Annotated in this window: 22 protein-coding genes and 1 tRNA gene; 12 read left to right on the forward strand and 11 right to left on the reverse strand. The window is 37.8% G+C overall.

Annotated elements, in window-relative coordinates; translation table 11 throughout:
• Positions 1 to 93 precede the first annotated feature (93 nt).
• The 9 genes from AC5YD2_RS03735 (at position 94) to AC5YD2_RS03775 (ending at position 8,375) form a co-directional block, all read left to right on the forward strand.
• Positions 94 to 678, forward strand: a complete 585-nt coding sequence (locus AC5YD2_RS03735; RefSeq protein ID WP_496125028.1) for an anthranilate synthase component II — start codon at positions 94 to 96, stop codon at positions 676 to 678.
• Positions 679 to 697: 19 nt separating this feature from the next.
• A complete protein-coding gene (gene trpD / locus AC5YD2_RS03740) occupies positions 698 to 1,744 on the forward strand; it encodes an anthranilate phosphoribosyltransferase (RefSeq protein WP_496125029.1) in 1,047 nt (348 codons plus the stop codon).
• Between the two features lie 15 nt (positions 1,745 to 1,759).
• Complete coding sequence (trpC, locus tag AC5YD2_RS03745; protein WP_496125030.1) at positions 1,760 to 2,566, forward strand: indole-3-glycerol phosphate synthase TrpC; 807 nt, start codon at positions 1,760 to 1,762, stop codon at positions 2,564 to 2,566.
• A gap of 65 nt (positions 2,567 to 2,631) precedes the next feature.
• Complete coding sequence (locus AC5YD2_RS03750; RefSeq protein WP_496125031.1) at positions 2,632 to 3,240, forward strand: DUF3885 domain-containing protein; 609 nt, start codon at positions 2,632 to 2,634, stop codon at positions 3,238 to 3,240.
• Positions 3,241 to 3,453: 213 nt separating this feature from the next.
• Complete coding sequence (locus tag AC5YD2_RS03755; RefSeq protein ID WP_496125032.1) at positions 3,454 to 4,140, forward strand: Smr/MutS family protein; 687 nt, start codon at positions 3,454 to 3,456, stop codon at positions 4,138 to 4,140.
• A 94-nt stretch (positions 4,141 to 4,234) separates the two neighbouring features.
• Positions 4,235 to 4,783 carry a GTP cyclohydrolase I FolE gene (folE, locus tag AC5YD2_RS03760; RefSeq protein ID WP_496125068.1) on the forward strand — a complete coding sequence of 183 codons (549 nt, stop codon included), beginning with the start codon at positions 4,235 to 4,237 and terminating at the stop codon, positions 4,781 to 4,783.
• A gap of 104 nt (positions 4,784 to 4,887) precedes the next feature.
• Positions 4,888 to 5,244: a cupin domain-containing protein gene (locus AC5YD2_RS03765; RefSeq protein ID WP_496125033.1), complete on the forward strand. Its 357-nt coding sequence runs from the start codon at positions 4,888 to 4,890 to the stop codon at positions 5,242 to 5,244.
• A gap of 333 nt (positions 5,245 to 5,577) precedes the next feature.
• Positions 5,578 to 6,141 carry a hypothetical protein gene (locus AC5YD2_RS03770; protein ID WP_496125034.1) on the forward strand — a complete coding sequence of 188 codons (564 nt, stop codon included), beginning with the start codon at positions 5,578 to 5,580 and terminating at the stop codon, positions 6,139 to 6,141.
• Between the two features lie 140 nt (positions 6,142 to 6,281).
• Positions 6,282 to 8,375, forward strand: a complete 2,094-nt coding sequence (locus tag AC5YD2_RS03775) for a catalase (RefSeq protein WP_496125035.1) — start codon at positions 6,282 to 6,284, stop codon at positions 8,373 to 8,375.
• A gap of 234 nt (positions 8,376 to 8,609) precedes the next feature.
• Here the strand turns inward: AC5YD2_RS03775 and AC5YD2_RS03780 are convergent, their stop codons facing one another.
• From AC5YD2_RS03780 to hemE, 7 genes are all read right to left on the reverse strand, one after another.
• On the reverse strand, positions 8,610 to 9,023 hold the full coding sequence (locus AC5YD2_RS03780) for a DUF6691 family protein (RefSeq protein ID WP_496125036.1): 414 nt from the start codon (positions 9,021 to 9,023) through the stop codon (positions 8,610 to 8,612).
• Positions 9,020 to 9,439: a YeeE/YedE family protein gene (locus AC5YD2_RS03785; protein WP_496125037.1), complete on the reverse strand. Its 420-nt coding sequence runs from the start codon at positions 9,437 to 9,439 to the stop codon at positions 9,020 to 9,022. Before AC5YD2_RS03785 ends, AC5YD2_RS03780 begins: the two co-directional genes overlap by 4 nt.
• 193 nt (positions 9,440 to 9,632) lie before the next feature.
• On the reverse strand, positions 9,633 to 11,498 hold the full coding sequence (locus AC5YD2_RS03790; protein ID WP_496125069.1) for an Lnb N-terminal periplasmic domain-containing protein: 1,866 nt from the start codon (positions 11,496 to 11,498) through the stop codon (positions 9,633 to 9,635).
• 177 nt (positions 11,499 to 11,675) lie between these two features.
• Entirely contained in the window at positions 11,676 to 12,146 is a 471-nt protein-coding gene (locus tag AC5YD2_RS03795) for a DUF3015 family protein (protein ID WP_496125038.1), read from the reverse strand.
• A gap of 163 nt (positions 12,147 to 12,309) precedes the next feature.
• The gene (locus AC5YD2_RS03800; protein WP_496125039.1) at positions 12,310 to 13,179 is read right to left on the reverse strand and encodes an IS982 family transposase; all 870 of its coding nucleotides are present in this window, start codon (positions 13,177 to 13,179) and stop codon (positions 12,310 to 12,312) included.
• A gap of 316 nt (positions 13,180 to 13,495) precedes the next feature.
• On the reverse strand, positions 13,496 to 14,296 hold the full coding sequence (locus AC5YD2_RS03805) for a DUF817 family protein (RefSeq protein ID WP_496125040.1): 801 nt from the start codon (positions 14,294 to 14,296) through the stop codon (positions 13,496 to 13,498).
• A gap of 55 nt (positions 14,297 to 14,351) precedes the next feature.
• Positions 14,352 to 15,422 carry a uroporphyrinogen decarboxylase gene (gene hemE / locus AC5YD2_RS03810; RefSeq protein ID WP_496125041.1) on the reverse strand — a complete coding sequence of 357 codons (1,071 nt, stop codon included), beginning with the start codon at positions 15,420 to 15,422 and terminating at the stop codon, positions 14,352 to 14,354.
• A 206-nt stretch (positions 15,423 to 15,628) separates the two neighbouring features.
• On the opposite strand from hemE, the gene AC5YD2_RS03815 reads away from it, so the two are divergent.
• Both AC5YD2_RS03815 and AC5YD2_RS03820 read left to right on the forward strand, forming a co-directional pair.
• Positions 15,629 to 16,888 carry a L,D-transpeptidase family protein gene (locus tag AC5YD2_RS03815; protein WP_496125042.1) on the forward strand — a complete coding sequence of 420 codons (1,260 nt, stop codon included), beginning with the start codon at positions 15,629 to 15,631 and terminating at the stop codon, positions 16,886 to 16,888.
• Positions 16,889 to 17,089: 201 nt separating this feature from the next.
• Entirely contained in the window at positions 17,090 to 17,779 is a 690-nt protein-coding gene (locus AC5YD2_RS03820) for a pirin family protein (RefSeq protein ID WP_496125043.1), read from the forward strand.
• A gap of 200 nt (positions 17,780 to 17,979) precedes the next feature.
• On the opposite strand, the gene AC5YD2_RS03825 is transcribed toward AC5YD2_RS03820, so the two are convergent.
• Positions 17,980 to 18,070, reverse strand: a tRNA-Ser gene (locus AC5YD2_RS03825).
• Positions 18,071 to 18,166: 96 nt separating this feature from the next.
• Positions 18,167 to 18,658 carry a transcription elongation factor GreB gene (greB, locus tag AC5YD2_RS03830; RefSeq protein ID WP_496125044.1) on the reverse strand — a complete coding sequence of 164 codons (492 nt, stop codon included), beginning with the start codon at positions 18,656 to 18,658 and terminating at the stop codon, positions 18,167 to 18,169.
• A 363-nt stretch (positions 18,659 to 19,021) separates the two neighbouring features.
• Here greB and AC5YD2_RS03835 point away from each other — a divergent pair, with 363 nt between their 5' ends.
• Positions 19,022 to 20,134 (forward strand): transglycosylase SLT domain-containing protein, encoded by a 1,113-nt coding sequence (locus AC5YD2_RS03835; protein WP_496125045.1) that lies wholly within the window; start codon positions 19,022 to 19,024, stop codon positions 20,132 to 20,134.
• A gap of 100 nt (positions 20,135 to 20,234) precedes the next feature.
• Here AC5YD2_RS03835 and AC5YD2_RS03840 read toward each other — a convergent pair whose 3' ends face one another.
• On the reverse strand, positions 20,235 to 20,618 hold the full coding sequence (locus tag AC5YD2_RS03840; RefSeq protein ID WP_496125046.1) for an SCP2 sterol-binding domain-containing protein: 384 nt from the start codon (positions 20,616 to 20,618) through the stop codon (positions 20,235 to 20,237).
• 614 nt (positions 20,619 to 21,232) lie between these two features.
• Positions 21,233 to 22,156, reverse strand: coding sequence for a tRNA 2-thiocytidine(32) synthetase TtcA (gene ttcA / locus AC5YD2_RS03845; protein WP_496125047.1), 924 nt, complete (start codon positions 22,154 to 22,156; stop codon positions 21,233 to 21,235).
• Between the last annotated feature and the right edge of the window lie 311 nt (positions 22,157 to 22,467).

The following is a 22,467-nucleotide window of genomic DNA, read 5'->3' on the forward strand; positions in this document are numbered from 1 at the left end:
CAAATGAATGTTAAACGTTATGCCATGGATAGCAAACGGATTATAAAGCACAATTCAGTGCATAAATTTCAATAGGTTAGTAGGTTCAGTCTCATGCTCTTAATGATAGACAATTACGATAGCTTTACTTATAACATCGTCCAATATTTCGGCGAGTTAGATCAACAAGTAAAAGTTGTTCGGAATGATCAAGTCACATTAGAAGAAATTGAGCGATGGCAACCGAAATACATCGTGATTGGTCCTGGTCCATGTTCCCCTTCTGAAGCAGGGATTTCGATTCCTGTGATTCAGCATTTTGCAGGAAAGATTCCACTTTTAGGTGTTTGTCTTGGTCATCAAGCGATTGGGCAAGCTTTTGGTGGTGATATCATTCGTGCAAAAACAGTGATGCATGGTCGTCTTTCAGATATGTATCATTCAAATACTGGTATTTTCAGTAATTTACCTTCTCCATTTGCTGCAACGCGTTATCACTCTTTGGTGATTGATCAGGCGACTGTACCGGAATGCCTAGAGGTCACATGCTGGACCAATCAAGCCAATGGTTCGATGGAAGAAATTATGGGTGTGAAACATAAGACATTGCCTATTGAAGGCGTGCAGTATCACCCAGAGTCAATTCTCAGTGAACACGGTCATCAAGTCTTTAAAAACTTTTTAGAAATTTACGCTTAGATAGAGTGCGAAACAGATTATGAACATGCAACAAGCTTTAAATAACATCACTAAAAATATCGAACTCACTCAACCGCAAATGGAAGACGTGATGCGTATCATCATGAATGGTGAAGCCACTGATGCCCAAATTGGCGCTTTGATGATGGGACTTCGCCAAAAAGGTGAAAGTATTGATGAAATCACCGCAGCAGCACGTGTGATGCGCGAATTTGCCATCAAGATTGATGTCAGCGATGTACCCTACTTGGTTGATATCGTGGGTACAGGTGGTGACGGTCAAAACTTGTTTAACGTATCGACGGCGTCTGCTTTTGTCATCGCAGCCGCTGGTGCAACTATTGCAAAGCATGGCAACCGTGGTGTTTCAACCAAATCAGGCTCTTCTGATCTGCTAGAAATTGCAGGAATCAATCTTGATCTAAACATGGCTCAGACTGAGCGCTGTATCCGTGAAATGGGTGTGGGTTTCTTGTTTGCACCGAATCATCATAAAGCAATGAAATATGCAGTTGGTCCACGTCGTGAATTGGCATTCCGAAGCATTTTCAACCTCCTTGGCCCGCTTACGAATCCGGCAGGAGTAAAACGTTTAGTGATCGGTGTGTTCTCGCAAGAACTATGCCGTCCGATTGCAGAAGTGATGCAACAACTTGGTGCTGAACATGTAATGGTTGTTCATTCACGTGATGGCTTAGATGAAATCAGCCTAGCGTCAACCACCTATGTTGCTGAGCTTAAAAATGGTGAAGTCACAGAATATACCATTACACCTGAAGACGTTGATATCGAATCTCAGACTTTAACGGGTCTGATGATCGAAGACTCTGCGCACAGCTTTAAATTGATCCAAGATGCACTCGGTAAAAAGAAATCAGCGATTGGTGAGAAAGCTGCCAACATGATTGCACTCAATGCAGGTGCAGGCATCTATGTTTCTGGTTTAACCACAAGCTATAAACAAGGCGTGGCACTGGCGCATGACATTATTTATGGTGGACAAGCTTTAGAAAAACTCAGTGTACTATCTGAATTCACTAAAACACTAAAACAATACGAAGCTTAAGCAAGGAAACGACTCATGGTGAATATCGCAAATACGATTTTAGGTAAAATTATTGATCGTAAACATGAAGAGTTTGCACTTCGTTTAAAGCAACATAGTTTGTATGATGTAGAACAATTTGCTCAAGCCGCAACACCTGTTCGTGGTTTTGCTCAATCTTTAATGAGTAAACAACCAGGCGTGATTGCTGAAATTAAAAAAGCGTCTCCGTCTAAAGGGATTATTCGTGAAAACTTTAATCCAGCAGAAATTGCTGAGCAATATGAAATTGCAGGTGCTGCTTGCTTATCGGTTTTGACTGATGTGGATTTCTTCCAAGGCGCGGATGAAAATATTCAGATTGCACGTAATCATTGCGCTTTACCCGCATTACGTAAGGATTTCTTAATTGATCCTTATGGTGTGATCGAAGCTCGTGCTTTGCATGCTGACTGTATTTTATTGATCGTGGCGTGTTTATCGGATCAACAACTGGAAGAAATGTCTAAAACTGCGTTTGAGCAGAACTTAGATGTTTTGGTGGAAGTACATGATGAAGAAGAATTGGAACGTGCACTTCTCTTGAATGAGCGTTGTATCTTAGGTGTCAATAATCGAAATCTGAAAACATTTGATGTCGATTTAAATACATCGATCCGTTTGAAGAAGTTATTAGAACCGTCTCGCCTGTTGGTGACTGAAAGCGGTATTGCGACGCCTGCTGACGTTGCCATGATGCAAGAAAATAACATTCATTCATTTTTAGTTGGGGAAAGTTTTATGAAACAGCCACGCCCTGATCATGCATTTGCAGAATTGTTTGGTAAGCCAATACAGTTATAACTAAATTTAAGAAGAGGGTTTGTTTACCCTCTTCTTTTTTACTTCAATTTGATCATTAAAAAAATATGAATAATTCATCAGATCATAATTTTGAAATTTCGTGGAATCTCTTTTACCCTCAAAAAATTCCAATAAGCTATTTGTTTAAATATTATTTTTCTGAAAGCTGGCTACGCATTTACAGTCTTCCTCATGCCAAAAGGTACGCTGAAAGCAAAATTGAGCTGAAACAGTTGCTACGCCATCAAAACCAAATCATTTCAGATTGTTTTGGCTCAGAAGCTATGATCCATATTGTTTCGGGTCAATATTCCTATGGAGATATTAGCTCACCTGATGACAGTCTCAGTCCCTTTCATCTTTATGATTTTGAAATAGGTAAACCAATTCATTTACATACTATAGATCCAACATATTTTGATGATGGTGAAGATAACAATCGATACTTTATTCCACACTTTATTCAATCAATATGGTCGAAAAATTTACACGATGGCTTACTCACCCAAATAGCCAATGACGAAACTCATGCTTTTTTCATTTCTTTTGAAAAAAATATCATTATTGCCCCTTATGATGGTGGGATAGATCTTATCATTCCCAACGAGAATCTCATCAATCAGTTGAAACAAAGATACGCCTCATACTTATCTTATCGAGAAGACGGACTATAAAAAAAAATTGAAAAATTTAAGCATCACAAAAAATTAAACTATATTCTCTTAAGGAAACTGCTAAGAAGGTTTCCTATTTCTTCTAATAAGGTTGTTATCAAGCTACGGATAAGACGATTAAAAAATCACCTGAAATCCCAATCCTGTTCAAAATTATCAGTATTCCGACTATAATAAGCTTCAAATCCCTCTATTTAGATGTTTCATTCAACTATGAGTAAACATGATTCTTCGCTTTCAAAAGCGCAGTATGACTTATTGAAATCATTTAAAAAGCAAATCACCCATCCTCACACCGCAGCCATCAAACAGGCTGTCGAGGAACAAGCTCAAGTCCAATCCGAGCCTGAAGATGATCTCGAATTATTTCGCAAACAAATGCAAGGTGTCCAAAAAATGGATAACAGCAATATTGCGAAAATTGACAAATCAAATTCAAAAAAGCCCAGTGCTCAAATTCTTGCAAAACGTGCTGCTGCAGAAGGTCCAATGCAAACGGACTTAGCTGAATTATCAGATACTCAAGCAATGCTCAACCCTGTTGGCAGTCAAGCGAATCTCAGCTATCGAATTGCTACGCTTCAACATAAAGTGTTTGAAGATTTAAAAGCTGGAAATCTACGTTGGTTTGAAGCGGTCGACTTACATGGCTGTACCGTAGAAGAAGCACGTCAGGCTGTATTACAGATCATTCAAATTGCCAAAGACGAAAATCAAAATGTCTTAAAAATTGTACATGGTAAAGGGCCTGATGCGATTTTAAAGACGTATGTCAATGGTTGGCTTCGTCAACATCGTGATGTTTTGGCATTTGTCAGCGCACCTGAAAAGCAAGGCGGCACAGGTGCTGTGCTTGTTTTACTCAAACGCAGTGAAAAGAACCCAAAATTTAATCAATAATCGGATTTTTTCCCCAAATCAGGGCATTGTAATAGTTTTCTGCTACAATGCCGTCCTTGTTCGATATCAGTGTAAGTGAACACGTCTTATGTCTATGCAGCAATCCTACGCCAACATCCTTACAGCCGTTGGTGAAGATCTTACTCGTCCTGGTCTAAAAGATACGCCAATGCGTGCTGCAAAAGCTTTTTCGTATTTAACGTCGGGCTACAGCCAAACGCTTGAAGAAGTGACCAACAATGCGGTCTTCCCTTCAGATAACCGTGAAATGGTTTTGGTGAAAAACATCGAATTTTATTCATTATGTGAACATCATTTACTGCCGTTCTATGGACGTGTGCATATTGCATACTTACCTGAAGGCAATGTTTTGGGCTTATCTAAATTTGCTCGAATCACGGAAATGTTTGCACGTCGCTTACAGATTCAAGAAAATCTAACACAGCAAATTGCTGAAGCTGTTGCTGAGGTGACAGGTGCTCGCGGTGTAGCTGTCGTGATTGATTCTGCGCATATGTGCATGATGATGCGTGGTGTGGGTAAACAAGCGTCTACGACTCGAACCGTGTCATTCATCGGTGACTTCAAAACCAATAAAGAAGACCGTCGTGAATTCTTAAGTGCCGTCCCTGAAAGCCATTAATGTTGTCTCAAAACCTCAACCCATGTTGGGGTTTTATTTTGTCTTAACTTTAAAACATGTTTTAGTACTTTCTGATTTCTAATGTGTATTTAGGAATATTTAAAATGACATCTATTTTTATTGCAGGTCAAGGTCTCAGCCAAGCAGAACCGACGATCGATTATCCTAGACCAGATCGTTTGGTTTCAGGAAATCCTCAAAGAATTACACATATTCTTTATGAACATCCAAATATGAACTGCGGCCTTTGGGAGTGCGAAGTGGGTGCTTGGAATATTGTATTCGCGGACAATAAACAAGAATTCTTTACTGTGATTGAAGGTCTAGTCCGTATACACGATCATTCAGGAAACTTCATTGAAGTGACAGAGGGTCAAGCAGGCATTATTCCTCCTGCATTTCAGGGGACTTTTGAAGTGATTAAAGCAGTTAAAAAATATTATGTTGTCGTTGAAGTCTGAACTTATCAATTTTTAATAAATGATTCTTTAAAATATTGAAGTCTCACTCTAAGACTTTAAATTTATTCAATATAATTTGCTATTTCTAAGATAGATATATACTCATTCTCTTCAACTAATTTTAGATTTCTCACCTTATATGTAATAATAATGTAATACAAATTACATTTAAACTTTAATTTTCATAAGTTTATCAAGCTCTTATAATTTAAAATTTACAATTAAATAATTGGTCACATATTGTACACACAACTTAATTTTTAAAACGTTACATTGAAGTTGTGACGAATTTTTTCGGCATTCCAACAACGTATTTGATAAAGGATTTTGCCCATGGCTACTACACAAAAGAAAACAAACACTTCTAAGAAATCTACGACTCAAACCACTAATTCTAAAGGTTCTAGCAAAGCAAAAGAGCTTTTAAAAACTGTAAAAGAAGAACTTGAAAAAACCATTGAATCTTTAGATAAAGATAAAGGTTCAAAATCTAAAAAAACTGCAGAAACCAAAAAGAAAACACCTGCCAAATCATCGACAAAAGCCAAAGATGACAAAGCAGATAGTAAGGCAGAGAAATCGACTAAAAAATCTGCTGAAAAATCGAGCACAAAGGATTCTAAAGCCAAATCATCAACGAAAACGGCTGCTAAAAAAGATAGCAAAGCAAAAGATGGTAAAGCAGCAGAATCCAACAAGAAAACGAGTACAAAATCCGCTAAAGCTAAAGAGACTCAAGATAAAGATTCTAAGTCAAAAGACTCAAAAGCGAAGGAGAGTAAAGCAAAATCGACCTCTAAAACATCAAAGACTAAAGCCACGACTCAGTCTAAAAGTGACACATCCAAAGGCGTAAAAGCAACTGCTAAAAAGCCAACTAAATCTAAAGCAAAATAAATTTTGACACCTCAAAGAGTGAATCACTTTGAGGTGCTCTTTACTATCTACAACTAATCATAGTTAGAAAGTCTTTAATGACCTAAAAGTTTTTTCATCAGCCAAATTATTATTGATATTTAATCTATAGCGAGATGAACATGAAAAAGAAAGACAATCAAAAAATTAAACAATTTGAAAATGAAGCTTTTTCAGACCCTCAAAATACAACGCTGACCACTTCACTTGGGGTGAAAGTTACAGATAATCAAAATAGCTTAAAAGCGGGTAGTACCGGACCGACATTGCTTGAGGATTTCTTACTACGAGATAAACTGATTCACTTTGATCGTGAACGTATTCCTGAGCGCGTTGTACATGCGCGTGGTGTTGGTGCACATGGTTATTTTGAGGCTTATGAAGGCAATGGAAAATGGACTAAAGCACAATTTTTAACAGATACAAAAAACCAAACACCTATATTTGTACGTATTTCAACTGTCCAAGGGGGACGTGGTTCAGCTGATGTCGTCCGCGATGTTCGTGGTTTTTCCATTAAATTTTATACACAAGATGGCAACTATGATTTAGTCGGCAATAATATTCCTGTATTCTTTATTCAAGATGCAATCAAGTTTCCAGACTTTGTACATGCGGTTAAACCTGAGGATCATAATGAAATCCCAACGGGTCAATCTGCACACGATACATTTTGGGACTTCATTTCCTTAAACACTGAAACCGCACATATGACCACATGGGTCATGTCAGATCGAGCTATTCCACGAAATTTAAGAAGCATTCAAGGTTTTGGTGTTCATACCTTTAGATTGATTAATGCAAAGAACGAAGCTCATTTAGTCAAGTTCCATTGGACGCCTAAGCAAGGGGTTGCTCAAGTGGTCTGGGATGAAGCTTTAAAACTGAATGGTAAAGATCCCGACTTCCATCGTCGTGATTTAACGGATGCGATTAATCAAGGTAACTATCCTGAATGGGAACTTGGTGCACAAATATTTACTGAAGAAGATGCAGCGAAATGGGATTTTGATGTTCTTGACCCGACAAAACTCGTACCTGAAGAATTAGTCCCTGTAACGCCATTGGGTAAGTTTGTGCTCAATCGCAATACCGATGAGTTCTTTGCTGAAACGGAGCAAGTTGCTTTCAGCCCTGCGAATATAGTTCCAGGTATTGATTTCAGTAATGATCCATTACTACAAGGTCGTTTATTTAGTTATACAGACACGCATTTACATCGCCTAGGCACGCCTAACTTTAATCAAATTCCAATTAACAAGCCTGTCTGCCCTTTCCATACCAACCGACGTGGCGGTTTCGCAAATCATCATATTCATAAGGGTCAAGCCAATTATGAACCCAACTCTATAGATGATAACTATCCGCGTGAAGCTACTGAGGATCAGCATGCTTATCGCACACATGCAGAAAAAGTGGAAGGCAGCAAGTTAAGAGTTCGACCAGAAAGCTTTGCCGATCATTTCTCACAAGCAACGTTAAACTATAGCAGTCTAGAAAAACACGAACAGCAACATATTAAGGACGCTTATGCTTTTGAACTTTCTAAAGTCAATCGTGTTGCGATTCGACAACGTGTGATTGACGAAGTTTTAGTAAATATTGATGTTGATCTAGCAAAGTTTGTTGCAGATGAACTTGGTCTTAAAGTGTCTAAAAAAGTAACTCAAGATGCGACAAAAACACCTAAATCAAAATCTTCGATTCAGGTGTCTAAAAAGTTATCCATTGAAGCCTTCCCTGCACCCGATATTAAACAACGTAAAATTGCCGTTTTAGTGCATGATGGTGCAAATTCTGCTTCGGTGGATGCAGTCAAAGCTTGGGCTAAATCAGAGAATGCCATCGCTGAAGTGCTCGCTCCAAATGCGGCACCAGTTAAATCAAAAAATGGTGAGGAAATTGCGGTTGATGGTCGACAAAATGGTGAGCCTTCGATTACTTATGATGCAGTAGTTGTTATTGATGGTAATAATTTAGATGCTTTCAAAGCAGATGGTGTTGCAAAACATTATGTTCAAGAAACTTATAAGCATTTAAAACCCTTTGTCCTGTTAGGTGACAAAGAGACACTTCTTGAACAACTTGGTTTAGAAAAAGATGATGCGATCTTTATTTCTAAATCGTTTAAAGATGTTCAAAAAGACTTTAAAAAAGCAATTCAATCCCATCGACTGTGGGAACGTGAAGAAAAAGCCAAAGCAATACCTGCTTAATTAAAAAAACCTGCTTCGGCAGGTTTTTTATTATTGGAGCAGAAATTAATACGTGAACACAACGCTCATAATATGAATAACCCTATTGAAAGCAATTCAACATTAATTTTAACTAACTCTAACCATTGGATTCAGGCTCGCCCAGTTTACCTGCTTTCCTATTGACCTCACTGTTGTCCTCCGCCGAGGATTTATCGTCTTATAGGCATCTAAATCTAATCAAATCACATGAACTTAGCGCTTAAAAAAGTCATAAATCCATATACCGAGAAACATAGCAAAGATAAAGTACAGTGCTTGATAATGACCTAGACCAATCAAGGTGAAACTTGGCGCTGGACAAATCCCTGCTATGCCCCAACCTATACCAAATAAAGCGCTTCCTAAAACGAGTTTTTTATCGATGTTTTGCTTGGTGGGTAATTGAATTTTTTCACCATAAATAGTCTTCATTTCAGGATGTCGAAGCACTTTTTGGAACGGTATAAATGCGACAGCAATCGCACCTGCCATCACCAATGCAAGACTTGGGTCCCATGCACCAAAAACATCTAAGAAGTTCAATACTTTTTCAGGATTTGCCATACCAGACAACATCAAGCCCAATGAAAATAATCCACCCAATCCAAAGGCAATTAAATTTTTCATCCATTTGCTCCCAACACATGACGCATCACAAATACAGTGAACGCTCCTGTCAACATGAAACAAGCTGTCGCAATCAACGAACGTTTGGATAGACGACTAATTCCGCATATACCATGACCACTGGTACATCCCGAACCTATTCGAGTTCCTATACCGACAATTAAACCTGCCATCACCATCAACCACGGCGTAGCATTTAATTCGACAGATTGACTAAATTGAGTTTGAAAGAAAAATGGGACGATTAAAATACCCAGAATAAACCATAGCGCAGGCGTTTTGAAGATTGTCTTTGGATTTAAGATTTGACCGATTAAACCACTAATCCCTGCAATTCGACCATGCACATACAAATAACCAATGACCGACAAACCAAGTAGGGCACCGCCAATAAAAGCCGACAACAACTCATTCATAATAAAACATGATATAAATAATTAGTAATACTTATATTATGCTAAAAATGATGCTGATTTTCGAGTCGTGTAAGCAAATTAAAAGCAATGATCCAAAAATGTTTCATTGCTTTAGTCAATTTAGATAACTCTATATTCTTATGTATTTCATTATCCATATAATACGAACTTAGAAAAAATTGATAATGCGAACTTAGAAAAATTTGACGTAGCTTAAACTCCATTTATCCCAATCCAGACCCTTTTGCGATTGATATTCCCAACCCAGTCTTAATGCATTTTGCTGATTTAAAACATATTGAAGATGTGTCTTGAGCTTTAAATTCCATTGATGATGGTCTTCCCAATACGGCAATTCAACTTGTACCAAGGAATTTACTTGATCTGACCAAATATTTTGACAGCCTAAGGTTGGCCCCACCCCAATTCGCCAACCTTGATCTAGTACTTTCGATGCTTGAACCTGATTCTGAATTTGTGCATAACATAGATGCTGGCGATCTTGATCCGCCATCGTGTAGCCAAACTGTGTTTTCAGGCTTGCAACGCCATGCTGCTCGAATTCACTAAACTCTCCATCGGCATCCAATGCCTCTTGTTGCCAGCCCAAATTAAAGCCCCAACTGAGTGGCATTTTAAATGGCGTGATGGGGTTATAGGAATTCACACTCAGAAAATCAAAATGATTAAATTTCAATTCATCATCACGATACTGAATTGATCCATCCCAGAACATCAACTGAGTTCCTGTACGAAACCCACCTTGAGGATCGATTAAATCGTGATAAGCCTGACGATGACCCAGCTCCACATATTTCTGACCCTGAACTTCGCCTGCTTGAAATGATAACTGGCGAGCTTTATGTGATGCCGTTGGATCTGTTTTAGGCTGTTCAGGATTCGCTCTTTGTTTGTCTGCCGTACTACGACTTCTCAATTGCAATAACGTCCTCAGTCTAGGTTGCGCAAAAGACTCCTCTACTTTACGCCCAATAAAATGTAGATATAAATCGTCATACGCCATTTCTAGAATCTTAGCTTGATCTAATACCGAGTATTTATCCAAAGATTCAGACATCAGTTCAGGTTCAGTAAATCCAACTTGATGTGCCACTTTCGCCAAGTCATATCCATGTCGCTTAGCTTGTGCCAACAATTGCGTCTCTAAAGCTGGGCGATAAACTGTATCTTTAATTAACCCTTGTTGTTGTACAGCTTTAATGGTTTCAATGGGAATTGCTGCAACTTTGAATTTTTCCGTCAAATTTGCCTCAGGTCTCACGAGATCAATTAAACCCAAGAGTCGATAGGCACAATTATCACTGACAAAATAATAAGGGAAAGTGACATGCTTCATTTCCCAAATATGTTTAACTAAAAATGAGGTTTCTTCAGGATTCAGTGCCAGTTCATATTCCCATAAATCACGACTTTCAAAATCACCATATTCCTTGACCTTTCGATAATATGGCATCAACGAGTACTCGCCCGGATATTGTCCTGTTAGGCCTTTCCATGCAAAAGCCAAATCATCACCACTGGTGACTGTTGCCGCGTAATTTACCGCATACGAGACTAAATTTAATTCTTGCTGATCCTTAGGATCTAACCGCAATAAAGTATGCCCAAACATGGAGCTTGGATTACCCATAAAATCTGTTGCGTAGATTAATGTGGCTTTGTGAGGCTTGATCTGCCCGAGCCATTCCTCTAACTCAGGGCATTGCACTTGTGGTAATTCATCTTTTTGAATCGACAGTTGTTGTATGAGCCATTCGCTTCTCGCAGGAAAACGACATCGAATGGATTGATTTGCATCTGTCGTTAGAAAAAGTTGTTGAATATTCGCTTGTAACTCTTGTTTTAAATTAAATGAACTTAAATCAGAAAAAAAGTAGCCCTTATACGTGATGTCACTTTGCTGATTTTTAGGATCAACATACATCAGCCCTTGCCATGTTTGATGATTTTCTAGATTCAATGCATCTGCTTTTATAATATATTTTTGTGTGTGATCAGCGAGGTTACTATTGAGTGAAGAATTTGGATGCTCAATCATTTCTGAAAATACAATTTGAGGCGTCAATACACAAAGACTAAGTAAAATAAGAGATAACTTTTGTTTGATCATGCAAATCTGTTCAATCGGATGGCTGAAATTTTGATATAACCTTTTTAAGGTTTAATAATTTTAGATAGAAAAAACCCCGTCATGTGACAGGGTTTTAATCAAGTATTAAACGTAAGCTTTCAATACTTCGTCTTTCGCCATCACTGACTGTAAAGAAGCCAATACTTGTAAAGAATCTTTGTTGTCAGCTGAATAGATTTCAGAGAAATTTTGCTTAGATACAGCGAAGAAACGTGCTTTGTCTTCAGCTTTAATATTAAGAAGTGAAGCTAAAACATTCAAGCTTTCGCCTTGACCAACAGCCATATCACGTGCAATCGTTTCAGCGTTTTCATTGGTAAAAGTCACAGCCTGAGCAGTAACCGTACCTGTACCGCTACAACCTAAAGTACCAAAAGTAATACCAAACAATTGGTTAGCAAACAAACCATTGGTTGTTGCAGCTAAAATTTTAGGCACTTTACCAGATTGACCAGCCCACACCTGAGAACCGATACCACAACCTACATCTTTATCAGCAAATGCAGCAGTTGAACCTACAGCCAAAACAGCAGCTAAAGCGATTTTTTTTAACATAATAGTTCTCCAGATTTATCAATTTTAGAATATTTTATTTCATTATTAATGCTTAATTAGCATTCAGCTAAGATAACGTTATCTTTTTGATAACGCAAAACAAAATTATTCATTTTTGATGATTATTTTTTAAATCACTCATCTTATTTAACCCGAATCCTGCTTAAGCCGATGAATCAATAATTTGAATTGTTGGTTTATTTTGATGAGCTAATTGATATGCACATAACGAGGCGTAAATTCCACTGAGAAATCCACGAACACTGCGTGCTTTACTTGTCACTAAATTGTATTGACCTTTCAATAAGCTGAATAACGTTTCTATCTTATTGCGTTGCCTTAGGTGATATTCATCTGATGCACTGAGTTGAACAGATTCCATGTTCTTCCGATGATAAGTAATCAAATCAATACCTTGATCTTGTAACCTGCTTTTTAATTCTTGGCTGATGTAACCTCGATCCCCATAAAGTTTTGCTTTTATACCAGCAACCAATTGTTCAACCATTTTTATGTCAGCAACATGTCCATTCGACAAAGCAGAACAGGCAATTTCACCAAATTGATTCATCGCAATATGTAATTTACAGCCATAAAACCAGCCCATTGAGCTTTTACCACGTGATGCAATTTGGACTAATGATTTATGGCGCTGAATACGTTGATTTTTACAAACTGGCAGAGTTGTTGAATCAATCCATAAATATTGTGTGTCTTGGTCTTTCATCAGCGACACATGTAAAGCATGTAGTGCTAATTGATGCCTATTGATTAGATGAATCATCCGTTGGTAGCAAGGCAAGTACTTAAATAAATGGTTTTTATCTTCTTTTAACCAAGTGAAAAAGGCTTTGAAATTATTGAAATGAGAACATTTGTACCAAATAGCGATAAAACAGATTTCTGAAATGGTTAAATGAGCAGTTCTGATTCTTAAGGAACGATTACTTTGCTTAAGAAAATTCCAATAGGTTGCTTCAAATTTGAGAAAGAAATCATCAATTACGCAGAATAATTCTGTACTATTGAACATTAGGACTAGAGCTATGAGTTTGGTGTGGTAACTCAACTGATGGCTCTAGTCCTCTTATTTTTCAAGTCAATTTCTTATCCGCGATTCGGGTTATTTAAAATAGAGTACACATTCAACATTGAAACCATCTAAAAATTTAAAAAAAATCATAAAATAACCCGAATCCTGCTTAAGGAAATGAGATCATTCATCTTGAGACTTATCCATCATTTTGAGCATAAAAAAGTCTATGCTTTGGTCTGATAACACTAAAAAATAATCATAAAATTACATTGAGCTTATGATTTTAAAGAAAAATCCTTATCCGCGATTCGGGTTATTTATCTTTTAGTTTCCATGCTCCATCTTTTTCACGCGTACCGAGGATTTTGAGCACCAACACTAAGCTCAATAACAACAATAAATACCATGATCCGAGTTTCCCCCACCCCACCATATGCCAACCATCTTGCTGTGACGGATAAAGCCAAATCTGATAAAAAGTACTGATGTTTTCCGCCACCCAAATAATAAAGGCCAACACCAACAAAATGGGCAACATCGGCAGCCTAACTTTGTATTGTTGAAGTTCAAAGTGAATTTTGGTATTCCAAAAAATCACCATACTCCACAAAAACAATAGATATCTAAAATCATGGATAAAAAATTTCGACATGAAGTTAATATAAGCAAGGACTGATAAGGTCAGCATCATTGAAAAAGTAGGTAACTGAGTAAAAGAAACCTTATATAATCTTAAACAACGTGCAAAGAAGCTCCCGACAGCAGAGTACATAAAGCCTGCAAAAAGCGGCACAGTCATGATTTTGAATAGAGCGGGTTGGGGATAGACCCATGAAGCGATCTGCGGATGAGTGAGGAAAATCTCCATAATCATCGCCAATATATGGAACAGCGCAATCACTTTTGCTTCAGCCCAAGATTCAAGCTTGGTATAGATTAAACAAATTTGAATAATGAGTGCATAGAACAACAAATAATCATAACGAAAAAAACCCCAATATTCCTGACTACCCATTGGTGCGGTCACTGCAAATGCAATAAGTAATAAAATACCAAATAAGGCAGCGAAGGCTGCCTTATGGATGAACTCTAAAATTCCTTTTAAAAAGATCATTATCGATTTTCTAAAATTGGGTACCTCTATATAGTACTCAATTTTAAGGGATTTATTATAGATATTTTGCGCTGTATTCATGCACCGTATCAATGAAAGCTTTGGGATGTTCAGGATCTACCCATTGAGTAATGCCATGTCCAAGATTTGCCACATAACCGGTTTTTTCACCATTGGCATAAGCATCATCAAGCATTAACTTTACTGCTTTTTCAATACTTGCTGGTGAGCCATACAACGTTGCAGGATCTAAGTTACCTTGCAATGCGGCACGACCATTTACGGTTTGACGCGCTACATTTAACGGCGTTGTCCAATCTAAACCAAATGCATCTGCACCTGTCGCAATCATTGGCTCTAACCACTGACCACCACCTTTAGTGAATAAAATGACAGGTACTTTTCGTCCTTCATTTTCACGTTTTAAACCTGCAACAATTTTTTGCATGTATTTAAGCGAAAATTCTAAGTATTCACGGTGTGCAAGCGCCCCACCCCAACTATCAAAAATTTGAACCGCTTGAGCCCCTGCATCAATCTGCGCATTCAAATAATCAATGACGGCATCTGCTAGTCGATCTAAAAGCGCATGCAACACTTCAGGCTGCGAGTACATCATTTGCTTCGTGAAACGGAAGTCTTTGCTTGACCCGCCTTCAATCATGTAAGTTGCAAGTGTCCATGGACTGCCAGAGAAACCAATGAGTGGCACTTGACCACCCAATGCAGAACGAATCGTACTCACTGCACGCATCACATAATCCAAATCGGACTTGGCATCAAACTTAGGTAAGTTTGCGACATCTTGCTCTGTACGAATCGTTTTATGGAATTTTGGTCCTTCACCCGTTTCAAAATATAAGCCTAAACCTAATGCATCGGGCACAGTCAAAATATCAGAAAATAAAATCGCAGCATCAAGATCGTAACGGCGCAGTGGTTGTAAAGTCACTTCACAAGCAAAATCTTGGTTTTTGCACAGTGAAAGAAAATCACCCGCAGTTGCTCGTGTCGCACGATATTCAGGTAAATAACGGCCTGCTTGGCGCATCATCCATACTGGCGTGCAATCTACAGGTTCACGTAATAAAGCACGTAGAAAACGATCATTCTTTAGGGTCGTCATTTACTTTTCCAATGCAAAAGTTAATTTTCATTCATCATACCAAAAAAGGGTGTGACTGGAACGATTCCCAAGATTAAAAATCATGATGATCACGATCTAAAAAATGTGATTTTAAACAAAACAATTACTGCATAACGTTATTTTTTCTGCAATACTTTGACAGGTTTTTTAAAATTCTAAATGAATAATTCTTAAGGTTGAATTACATGTTCGTTCGCTCAATCCTTGCTTTGAGTCTGAGTTGTATTTTGTCAGGTACGGCATTTGCCGCAAATACAAATGCGGAACAACCCCTAGCACCCAAAAAAGTGAATCAAGTTGCTGCTATCCAAGATCCGATTGATCCTTTAGCTGTTGATTCATCTGCAGGTACACAGGGCGGTGAAGCTCAAATTTCTCAGCAAGAACAAAAAGATTTAAATCAAGCTGCTTCAACATTACAAAACTTAGAAAGTACTGAAGATACGACAGCTGATATTGGTGCTGCTCCAGCATCAACTGCAACAACCTTTACACCTGATACTACTGCTTCTTCTGAAGCAACCAGTTCTGCAGCGAAAGCCTCATGGACACTCGATGGTTTAAATAACGCATCGTGGTCAGATAATATTGGTAAAGGTCAATTCCCTGTTTATGCACGTGCTCACGTGATGTTGAACAATGCACACGCTTCTCCAGGTGCAATTGATGGTACTAGCGGTAAAAATACGCTGAAAGCCATTGCTTCTTTCCAACAGATGAATGGAATCAAAGCCACTGGCGTATTGACGCAAGAAACTTGGGATGCTTTGGTTGCACGTCAAGCGGGTAAACCTGCTTATGTGGAATACACCATTACTGCCGCGGATTTAAAAGGTCCATATGCGAAATCAATTCCACATGACTATGCATTACAATCAAAAATGAAAGGATTGTATTACACACGTGTTAGTGAAATGTTGGGTGAAAAATTTCACATGGATGAAGGTTTCTTGAAGAAACTGAATCCAAAAGCAACATTTAACAAAGTGGGTGAAAAAATCATTGTGACGAATATTCGCAATGAATTACCAGAGAACATTCATTTGATCGTTGCACATAAAGGTGCAAAACAGTTGTACCTGTTTAATGCGCAAAACCAAATGGTGGGATCATTCCCTGCAACGATTGGTAGCTCAGACACACCATCACCTACAGGTACGTATAAAATAACAGGTGTAGCACCAAATCCATGGTATAGCTATTCACCAAGTAACTTCGTACAAGGTAAAAACTTAAAACCATTATCTTTACCACCAGGCCCAAATGGTCCAGTGGGTAATATTTGGATTGGTTTGAGTAAAAAATCATTTGGTATTCACGGCACACCAAACCCATCGACTATTTCTAAAACTGCTTCCCATGGCTGTATTCGCTTAACCAACTGGGATGCAAATGATTTAGGTAAAAAAGTGAAATCTGGCGTGACGGTTCGTTTCCTAGAGTAATCGAAGCTGGTTTCAAAGGAATATTAAAACCTACCTTCGGGTGGGTTTTTTTCTATCAAACATTAAGCTCAATTACACTCAAAAAATAATCAGTCATCATCCTATAAATAAAACAATATGTCTCTTTTATTCAATTTCATCTCAATCAAAGCTCAGCTAAGATAGCTTTATTAAACATATACTAAGAATTGGAGAACCGAGATGACAACTTATTTACACCGCAGTGAAGATCGTGGTCATGTTCAAGCAGGTTGGCTCAACACGCATCACAGCTTTTCATTCGGTAGCTGGTATAACCCTGACTTGATGGGTGTTGGCCCGCTACGTGTGATTAATGATGATCATATTGCAGCATATAATGGTTTTGGGACACATCCACATGACAATATGGAAATTCTCACTTGTGTGCTTAAAGGTGCCATTTCCCATAAAGACAGTATGGGAAATGCGGGTGATATCAATGCTGGCGAATGGCAGTTGATGAGTGCAGGTACAGGTGTTCGCCATAGCGAGATCAATCAATATGACGAAGATGTCCATCTATTTCAAATCTGGATTATTCCCAATATTAAAGATGCCGACCCAACCTATCAACAGATTAAACTTGATCCTAAAGATATACCGAATCAGTGGCACTTGATTGCAGGTCCAAATGACAATGCCCTTATGCATTTACGTCAAGATGCTGAGGTGAAAACTGCTGTATTAGAAGCAGGTCAATGTTTGGATGTAAATAAAACGCAAACTTTTAACTATATTCATGTGGTTGAAGGAGAAGTTGAAATTGCAGGTCAGATTGTAAAAACAGGCGATGCACTGATGTTTGATGAGGATTCCAGTGTTAAAGCAAATCAAAACACACAAATGATTTGGTTTGATTTACCTCGCTAATTTCAGTGTCGACTATTCAAGTTATAAAGCTATTTATCTATAACTTGAATATAAAATCGAAGAATTTGATCTATCACTCACTGCTCCTTGCTTGTAATACTCGCATGATTTTCATTAGCACATCACAATGAAAATTAATTGACTGTAAATAAGCAACTAAAAATAAAAAACCCTGATCAATGATCAGGGTTTTTTGTATTTGGCGGAAGCGGTGAGATTCGAACTCACGGAGGGGTATAAGCCCTCGTCGGTTTTCAAGACCGGTGCATTAAACCGCTCTGCCACGCTTCCAATGGCGGCTATCATATAAATAAAAACCAAGCTTGGCAAATACTTTTATTCATTTTTATTCGCGAATGTTCAAAATTAATTCAATATGGGATGATTTTATGAATTATCGAGTTTTTCATATCGAATACTATTGATGAACCAGGTTTTTTTACCAAGAGGTGTAATGACTTCAAACTCATCATCGACTTGTTTTGACAACATCGCTCGTGCCATAGGAGCATCAATCGAGATATGTTGTGGGTGATGATCATAAATTTCATCAATGCCCACGATACGCACAGTCTTCACTTCGCCTTGTTCATTTTCTATTTCGACCCAAGCACCAAAATAAACTTTCCCTTCCTGTTCAGGTGAAAAATCTATAATTCTGAGCTCCTCAAGTCTTTTTCCCAAATAGCGAACACGGCGATCTATTTTTCTTAAAATTTGCTTGTTGTATTGATAATCTGCATTTTCAGAACGATCGCCGAGACTGGCCGCCCAATTGACTTTTTGAGTGATTTCAGGACGTTCTTCATGCCATAAATGCTTTAATTCTGCGACCAACTTATCGTGTCCAGAACGTGTAATCAGGTTCGATTTTTTCATTAATTTTTCAGCAAATTTGCTTACAAAGTGGCTACACATTGCAATATTTTATACCCTATTTCCACAAACAATCATTTTATAATTTTTATTTCTTATATTTATCATGGTGTTAATTGTCAAATTTTCTTTTTTTCATGTACAAAATTTGACAATGTATATTTCGATGTTTATTATGCGCTCATTGTTTAGCTTGCTTACTTTTTATACAAAGAAGGTTTCTTCTTTATTTTTCATCACCCACATGTCATTTTGAATGACGTTCATGACGCCCACCCTTATTGAATTTATCAACTTTAAATTAAAGTTTTAAAGCGGGTTCGCTTTTGCTTTTTTTGGGCATAAATTACTTGTAGCGGAGACAACATGCACAGTAGTTCACAGTCAGGATCTAGGCCTAGCCTTAATTCTTTTACTTCCTCTCTCACATTTAAAGCGTTGGTTCTCGCTACAGCATTTATTCCATTTCATTCGATCAATGCAACAAAGACCAATCAGTACAACTCAGTGGTCAACAGCAATAAATTAACTGTCGTTGCTGTATCCAATCCTACGGTTGTATTTAAAGATGGTAACTTCAAGCATGGTTTCGGTTATGACTTAGTCACCAGCTATGCAGAAAGTCTGAATGTAAAACTTGATTTTAAAACAGTTTCCTCAAATGAAGCTGCTTTGAAAATGGTTCAGCAAGGTAAGGCTAACTTTGCTATGACCACGGCCTCAACCGCCACCATCGAATCTAAAAACCTCACTGGCTTTTCAGCTGCCTGCGGTGATTTGAATAGTCTGAACAAAAATGGTTTGAATGCCGACATTAACTGGGTGTTCAAACGTGCTGATGATCCTCTGACAGACATTGCCAGCGGATTTGTATGCCAAAGTAAACAAGATGGTTCGATTCAGCAAATGGCTTCTTTCTACAACCGTAAAGTTGTGAAGGAAAATGATTGGAAAACGATTCAACGTGATCTACGTAATCGTATGCCGATTTATAAAGCCAGCTTTAAACAGTCTGCAAAAAAATACAATCTCGATTGGCATTTCCTAGCAGCAGTCGGTTATCAAGAGTCTTATCTTAAGCCAGACTCAGTATCACCAACAGGTGTACGTGGCATTATGATGCTAACGAACGGTACTGCCCGTGCGATGGGTGTTTCTAATCGAGTAGATCCATCACAAAGTATACACGGTGGTGCAAAATACTTTGATCTCATGATGTCGCGCTATGCGCAAATCCCATTACGAGATCGTTATTGGTATGCTTTGATTGCTTATAACATGGGACCTGGTGCGACAGATCAAATCATGAAGCGTTTACGCGCTCAAGGTAAAAACCCACATGATTGGATTGAAGTGTATGAGTACTTAAATCGCAATCAATCTCGTAACAGTCGCTACAAGCAAGCTGTTCAATATGTAACACGTATTCGTGCCTATTTAGAGCATATTAAGACTACCCCCCAACTCCAGAGCATTTAATTGGGATTTATCTAATTAGATCTAAGATACTTTCTTAAATGCAATAAAAAAGCTTACCCTCGGGTAAGCTTTTTTTGATTCAAAAGAATCAAGATAAAACTTAAGAAGTTTGCTCTAGTACTTTTTTGAATAGATCTTTTTGCTCTTGACTTGGCTTCGCTGTTTGAAGCGCCATCAATTGAGACATATCACCTTGTACTTTGATTTTTCCTGTCATAAATGCTTGCATTGCTGCAGCCATATCAAACTCAAGGAACACTTTACGAAGTGTTTCAGCATCGAGCGTTAATGTCGTTTTTGCATTTGCAGACGCGCCCTTTACGATTTTACCGCTGTCTAATGCAAGTTCAGTTGTTCCTTCACCACCAGTAACCACCAAATTCAATGCTAGGTTAGATAATGATGCAGGTAGATTTAAGTCACCAGCTTCAGCAGTTAATTTTTCAACATTCGCAAACCAATCATCAGTTAAAAATGCAGGCATGTTCTTTCCTCGATATATTTATTCAATTTATTGTGTTACCAATCCAAGATAACCACATGATGAAGCATAATGCTTGCTTATTGTTATAGCACGTAAATTTCATTAATCCACCCCTTTTTTTGTACTCACTGTTCAATTTTTATCGGAATTTATTATTAAATCATTAACAAATCTAAATTTGGTTTCGAAGCTATTTTAGTCAATGATTTAAAATATCTTGCCGTTTAAAAAAATGATATAAAAAATCATTTTCTCAAAAAGATTCACTTTTTTTCATCCATTTTTTTAATGTTTCATCGTCTATTCAAATAATCAAAAGTTCAGTTTTATTTAAAGTACAATTTTATTTATAACCCGAATCCTGCTTAAGAAAATAAGACCATTTATCTTGAGGCTTATCCATCATTTTGATCATAAAAAAGTCTGTTCCTTGATCTGATAGCGCTAAAAATCAATCATAAAATTATATTTATATTATGATTTTAAAGAAGAATCCTTATCCGCGATTCGGGTTATTTATAGCAACAATCCAAAATCACCTTTTTGAAAGACGTAAAAAAAGGCGCTTTTAAAAAGCGCCTTTCTTATCAAAACATGGTCTGACTCAGCAGATATTATTCTGCTGCAAAGCCTAAATTGACCATATTAATTCGCTTGTTTTGAATTGTATCTTCCTCAGTTGAGCAACTACCCGTGAAATCAAGTTCACGTTGCGCATCTAAGGCTTCAAAATCAAATAAGTCACGATCTGCCAATTGAGATGGCGACACATTCTGCATTGCACCAAAAATGCTGTGCAAGCGCTTAGGATGCGCTTTATCCCACTCACGCAACATGTCGTTGATGATGGCACGTTGCAGATTTTCCTGCGAACCACATAAATTACACGGAATGATCGGAAAATTACGCATTTCTGCATATTTGATAATGTCCTTCTCTTCAACATAAGCCAAAGGACGAATCAAAATGTTCTTTTTGTCAGAAGATAACAATTTAGGCGGCATTGCTTTTAAGCTACCACCATGGAAAAGATTCAAGAAGAATGTTGCCATGATGTCATCACGATGATGCCCCAAAGCCACTTTAGTCGCGCCAATCTCTTGAGCAAAACCGTACAATGAGCCACGACGTAGACGTGAACATACGGCACAATAGGTTTTCCCTTCCGGGGTCAACTTCTTCGTGATGCTATAGGTATCTTTTTCCAAGATATAATACGGAATGTTATTTTCTTCCATATATCGTGGCAAGATATCCTCAGGGAAACCGGGTTGCTTTTGGTCAAGGTTCACTGCGACAACGTCAAAATTGATCGGTGCGATACGTTTGAACTGCAACAAAATATCGAGCATGGTGTAACTGTCTTTACCACCAGACACGCAGACCATGACCTTATCACCCTCTTCGATCATCTTATAATCACGGATCGCATGACCTACTTGACGGCGAAGTTTTTTCAATAGGCGATAATATGCAGAACTCGTAGGCGGTTCAGGTTTAAAATTAAATCCTTGATCGGACTCAACTGGCGAGTACATAGACGAAATTAACCATAAAAAAAATACTGCGTAATTTTATCTGATTCACTGCTCAACCGCATCTAAAGAATTTTTATTTTTAAGCTTTATTCATTTTTTTTCATATTCCTGTCTTATTCACCTATTTAAAATAGACGGCTCAGTTCATTTTTTTAATCACAACGCTTATATTTTGGACTTTTCCACAGTTTTCCACAAAAGCTGTGGATAAAATTGTGGATGGCTAGGGGCTTGACAAACTTTTCCCGTGGTAAAATGGGCTTCTACTTTAAATTGATCATTTTTTAACCACTTTATATTTTTAATATTAT

The sequence above is a fragment of the Acinetobacter sp. CY73 genome (assembly GCF_059515865.1).